General features: G+C 39.5%; 4 protein-coding genes and 1 pseudogene. 1 reads left to right on the top strand and 4 read right to left on the bottom strand.

All coding sequences use genetic code 11. The features are described from left to right. Positions 1-526: 526 nt before the first annotated feature. The 3 genes from ACO1R6_RS13470 to ACO1R6_RS13460 form a co-directional block, all read right to left on the bottom strand. Positions 527-1030 (bottom strand): hypothetical protein, encoded by a 504-nt coding sequence (locus ACO1R6_RS13470; protein ID WP_486265380.1) that lies wholly within the window; start codon positions 1028-1030, stop codon positions 527-529. Positions 1031-1655: 625 nt separating this feature from the next. Next, positions 1656-2180: a hypothetical protein gene (locus ACO1R6_RS13465; protein ID WP_486265379.1), complete on the bottom strand. Its 525-nt coding sequence runs from the start codon at positions 2178-2180 to the stop codon at positions 1656-1658. A gap of 156 nt (positions 2181-2336) precedes the next feature. After that, complete coding sequence (locus ACO1R6_RS13460; protein WP_486265378.1) at positions 2337-3119, bottom strand: SPFH domain-containing protein; 783 nt, start codon at positions 3117-3119, stop codon at positions 2337-2339. 437 nt (positions 3120-3556) lie between these two features. Between ACO1R6_RS13460 and ACO1R6_RS13455 the strand changes: the two genes are divergently transcribed. Next, on the top strand, positions 3557-3877 hold the full coding sequence (locus tag ACO1R6_RS13455; protein ID WP_486265377.1) for a Rieske (2Fe-2S) protein: 321 nt from the start codon (positions 3557-3559) through the stop codon (positions 3875-3877). Between the two features lie 207 nt (positions 3878-4084). Here ACO1R6_RS13455 and ACO1R6_RS13450 read toward each other — a convergent pair. Then, positions 4085-5374: pseudogene (locus ACO1R6_RS13450) on the bottom strand (zinc carboxypeptidase); the annotation flags it as partial.

The following is a 5374-nucleotide window of genomic DNA, read 5'->3' as shown; positions in this document are numbered from 1 at the left end:
GACTGCAGCAAAGAATCCAAACCAGCAATTTTTTCTGGACTGGTACCAACTACTTTTAAAGCTGCTTTGCGGTTAAATTGTTCCGGCACCGCGGCAGTTTGCTTTAAAGATTTGCATCCAAAGATTAAAATAATGGTCGCCAGTATAGCTAAACCAGAATAACTTTTCTTCATACCATTTTAAGATTAATTAGGGAGTAAGCGCCCAGTTATTAAAAAATATTCACCCGTTGTGCGTAGGGTTAGCGACGCGCTCTATGCACCTTCCGGAAAGCTAATCTCTGTATTAGCGTGTAAAGCAAATTACTTAAGCACTCTTGCTGACAAACAAGTATTAATTATTCAACCAGAATTTATCTATTCAAAACTATAGAAAATAATGGATGAAATACTTTATAACGCTAATCCTTGAATAGTAAGAGTTTACCTTACCCTTACAAACATAATCAAGTCCTTTGCCTTTACAGACTCTAGCTATTACCAAAGAGGCTTTCTTTCAATTTGTGGGCACAATCCAAGGAGCGTTGTTATAAAAAATAATAATTCCTAAAATACACAATAATGGTGTGTAAATTATGAAGTATTAAAAATATAAATACTGCTAAGATAAAATAAATCCGGCTATACGGAATATCTAAAGAAAATGAATTTCCAATTAACCCAATACCGGTTAACCATAATAAAGGGGTGTAAGCGGGCGCAGCAAAACCTAATAAACTGTTGCTCCATAAACTATTTGGGAAATAAATTAAGCCCAGCCAAGAAGCAAAGTATAATACCGTACCAGCAATATATATAGCAAGACCTCTTTTCTGTGTTTTTGTTAAAACCTGAAGTGGCATCAGGTATGTTAATAAGAAAAGTATTGCCCGTGATATATTTTCTCCATAAGTCAGAAAAGCCGGCATATCTTTCCAAAAAATTTCTGGTTGAAAGGCTTTAGGCAATCTGGGCGTTACAAGGATATTCCAAATTATAATTGGAATAGTCAGAAGAAAACAGTTGATAAAATATGGCTTTTTCCCGTTCATTATTTCATCTACAGATTGTAAAATTTGGCTTTACTTTAACGAACGAAATCAAGGTCTTTGCCTTTACAGACTTTATCAATTAAAAAATTATGCTTAGTTATGCAAAAGTTAATTGATTGGCGGTGAAAACACCACCAATGGCAAAAACCTACTGGGATTTTTGCTATGGAAGCTTGTTTATGCGATTTGGTATTAGAGTATGTTTAAATACAGTAGAATCAGTCTAAATCCGTCATTCTAAAAGAATCTAACTGGCAGTAAACAATTAGATTTTTTCAGAATGAATTGTCTTACCTCCTTTATCTTCATATATTCCCTCTTTTATACGACTACATTTCCCTTTGCTTGGCGGTGATAACACCACCAAGGGCAGCGGTTAGCCCATTTAGGAAAACACTAAACAAGTTTATTTTTCATTCTCTTAAAATAATTAAGAATCTAAAAATTTCCAGCACCTGTTGTGCGCAGCACTCAAAGTGCTTAATTAATACAAATTAATGAGACTTTCTTTCGGTTAATGGGAGCACAAGCCCAGGTGGAGACCTTAAGATTAGCTTTGGCGAAAGTACATCTTTAAATTAGGTCAACAGAACAACTACAAAAAGGCACAGGTCATTTACTCTTTTTAGTTAATTGTAGAAAATAGTTGTTTAATATCTTGCCAAAAGTTGCCATGTATCTCTGGATTATGACTTTGTAAAGTAATTCTAATGTGATTAACTCTGAAATAATCAGGATCAGTAAGGCACCCCATTTTACTTTTCGGGGTCTCACCATCGTAATTAAGATTATCGCTTGGTTCGCAAAACTTATATGTTAAAATAGAAGTGTATAGATTGTTATGTTCATTAAATTTATTATACTTGATTAAAAGGATTGGGATTGTTTTACGAAAAATTATAAGTTCAATATCTTCTGTATAGGAGAAATAAAAATAACTTAGTTTATTGTTTGATGATTGTTCAAGTGAAAAGGTCTTAGAGTAAAGGGACTGAATATTTGGATTTTTATTTATTTTAATTAAAATATCTGTAAGTTTTGAATCTAATTTCCAGGAATTATCTACCTCAGTTAAGACATTACTTTTGAAGTCTAACATATACTTTTCTTTTAATGTATGCGATAAGTATATGTTGTTTAAAAAAGTCATGATTATAGATTTTAAGCTTTTAAATTTCAGAAATGGGTCTCAGGTGATTCATGCGAATATATTACTCCAGTTGTGCGTAGAGTTTGTGCAGCACTCTACGCACTTTTCGAATAGCTAATCTCTGATAGCAGATAAACCAAACTGCTTAAAATCACTTTACTGCACATTCTTAAACATCATCGGGGCATTGCCATACAGTGGCGTGCGGCCATCCCATTTCTCAATAAATTGCTGCTGAATGAGTAAAGGCGTGAGGGCTTGCTGTTTTAGTTCGTTCGCTCTTTTTTCGGCTTCGGCCTGAATGATTAATTTCTTGGCCTGGGCTTCGGCTACTTTTAATTCGTTTTCTACTTGCATGGCTTCCTGCACGGCTTTGTTTTTGGCATCGATGGCCCGGACAATAGCTTCGGGGTACTGCAGGCCGCTGGTAAGTTGCTCCAGTTTAAAGCCGTCATTTTCGAGGGTGGTGGCCAAAGTAGCTTGTACATCGGCTTCAAATTTCTGACGGTTGCTGATGAGTTCGTCGGTAGAATATTTGTTCATCTGGTTCCGAAACGCATCTTTCACGTAATTATAAAGCGTGGTGCGGGTAATCTCGTCGATGGTTTTGCGGTATTTAGAAAAAATATGCGGCGATTTACCGGGAGTAACGGCAAACGAAATGGTGGGGTCTACGGTAAACACCGAACCATCTTTCGCATTTACATTAAAAGCTTCATAATCGGCGGTCTGAATAAAAATAGGAAACTCAAAAACATCTTCGGACAATGGGTTATAAAAAACCCGGCCGGTAACCAGCGATACGTCCTGCACGCCTTTATCGGAACCGTACATTTTAACCAAAATACCTTCGTGGCCGGCATCGATGCGGGTACAACTAAAAGATAACACCGTAATAACCATTAACAGAACAAAAATGAGGGGTATAATCTTTTTCATAATTTTAGCTTTTAGAGAATAAATATTATCCCGGGCAAATTACTAAAAAGAATATTGTTAAAATATTTAATCCGGTTTAATAACATTTGGCGACGGCGGCTACTACCAACAGTAAACAAATAATAACGGCAGCAGAGAGGTATACCATAGCGTATGACTTTAAACCAATCAGACTGCGGTAGAAATACCGGAAGAGGAAGAACTCTTTTCGTGTTTTAAAAATAGTAGGTACCGCTGCCATGGGTGGTGTTATCACCGCCAATCTTTTAGCTTTTACCCGACTACTTGCTGGTGAAAACACGCAGCAAGGGAACCATTCATGCTATTTCCAAAATATTAAACAGCTTAAAAGTTAAAAAAGTGTAGTGGCGGTGACCGATGGAGATAAAGCCGTAAATTGCCTTTGCGTAAACTAAATTTGGGGAAAATTAAATTTAATGGCCTGGCACAAACTTTTCGATTCGCTGGCAGCCGCCACCCATGCGGTACCGGTTACTAAAACCAAGTTAATTATTATTCAAAACCAGCGGATTTGCCTGGCGCATACCAGTAATGGCTTTTTTGCCGTCGACGATGCATGTCCGCATTTGGGTGAGTCATTAAGCAAAGGCACCACCAATTATTTAAACGAAGTAATTTGCCCCTGGCACAGTTATCGCTATAGCCTAACCCACGGCGCCGAATGTAAATACCGCACCAAAGCCGTAAATACCTACGAGGTTAAAGTAGAAGCCGACGGACTTTATATTGAGGTATAGAAGCCTAGCCTTGATGAAGCATCTAAAACCAGGCTTATACCCCTTAGTATAAAGATGCTTGGATAGATCATTCAAATTAACTAGTTCATTTCTATTGAATAAACTCCTTGGGTGAGAAAACCACTTAAATTTGCTTAAGTAACTCCTGTTACTAAAAGAATATGAATAATTAAAAAAACTAACTTAAAGCCGTCAAAAAGCAATTATTTAATTGCCTACCATAAATACTGCATTCCCGAAAAGTAATCTACCATTGTGCCAAAACGCCCGGAACAAAGGGTTATCGGCCATATAAATTACCTGGCCTTGTCCCAGGGGTTGGTGGCCTAAAATAAGGGTATCTTGTAATTTCTTCCGGGCCCGGACACCCACAAAACCACTGGTGTAAATATCTTTCTTGAGTACTCCTACATTCCAGCCCTCTTTCAGGAATTGGTAATTTACCACATCTTGCATTAAGGCAAAGTAAGTAGGTCCGTAGCCAAAAGCCAATGGGTGCGTATTATCCAAACTTACCCGGTACACGCTGCCCTGTACCGCATCCGAAATAGCCGCGCGTTCGCTCTCGCTGTACGGTTTCAGGAGTTTGTAGGGATCTTTTTTGGCCTCCAGCGAATCGGTGTTTGGTTTGCGGGCCAGCGCAAAACCTTTTTTGCCCGCCAGAAACCCCGTGGCACCTTCCAGCGCAATTAATTTACCGCCGGCCGTAACCCAATCGCGCACTTTGTTTAGGGTAGCTTCGGGTAAAATATTGGCATAATTGCCACCCGGTAAAATAAGTACATTAAAATTATGTAAAGGCACCTGGCTAAAATTCTGCGCCTCTAGCACCGTAACCGGGTATTTAATTTGCTGCTCAAAGAAATGCCACACCTCGCCAAAGCCCGTGGGGTTAATACCGGTGCCCGCCATTAAGGCTACTTTTGGTTTTTGCAGGTACCGCACACTGCCGGAGCCAAAATCGGCGCCGGTGCTCACAAAACCCGTGGGCGTGGGCGTAATCTGTATACCAGCTTTTTCGGCTTCGGCTTTTACCAGGTTATCGAAAGCCTCGCCTAATAGTTGGTTGCCCGTGCGGGTAATAATTAAAGTGCCGGGGGCATAATTTTCACCGTCGGTCTGGAAAGCTTTTTCGGAATACCGGATTTTAATATTGTGGTTCAGCAAAGCGCTTAAAAATTGTAAATCCTGCACGCTGTTCCAGCGGGCCAGGTACGCGTAAGGCTTTTCTACGGCTGGTTTGGTATTGGTGCGGGTAATTTCTATTGGCTGGGTACGGGTTTGGGCAATGCGGCCCGGCAAAGCATACGCTTGTAAACCATACGCATACGGAATAGCCCAGGAAGTAATATCGTAGGTTAAAGAATCTTCGAGTTTAGAGGCTGGCTCAAACAAAACCTTTACTAACGTTGATTTGGGCTGGTACAGGCTTATGGTTAAGTCGTTGGGCACAATCTGCACGCTTTCGTGTTTGCCCGTTGTGTAGTTAAATCCCCG

This window comes from Adhaeribacter sp. (assembly GCF_057359045.1).
This window is presented reverse-complemented; position numbering and strand designations above follow the sequence as displayed.

Bases quoted from the DNA above. Each gene is read 5' to 3' on its own strand.
- ACO1R6_RS13455 (WP_486265377.1), top strand. From the start codon at position 3,557: ATGGCCTGGCACAAACTTTTCGATTCGCTGGCAGCCGCCACCCATGCG.
- ACO1R6_RS13460 (WP_486265378.1), bottom strand. From the start codon at position 3,119: ATGAAAAAGATTATACCCCTCATTTTTGTTCTGTTAATGGTTATTACG.
- ACO1R6_RS13465 (WP_486265379.1), bottom strand. From the start codon at position 2,180: ATGACTTTTTTAAACAACATATACTTATCGCATACATTAAAAGAAAAG.
- ACO1R6_RS13470 (WP_486265380.1), bottom strand. From the start codon at position 1,030: ATGAACGGGAAAAAGCCATATTTTATCAACTGTTTTCTTCTGACTATT.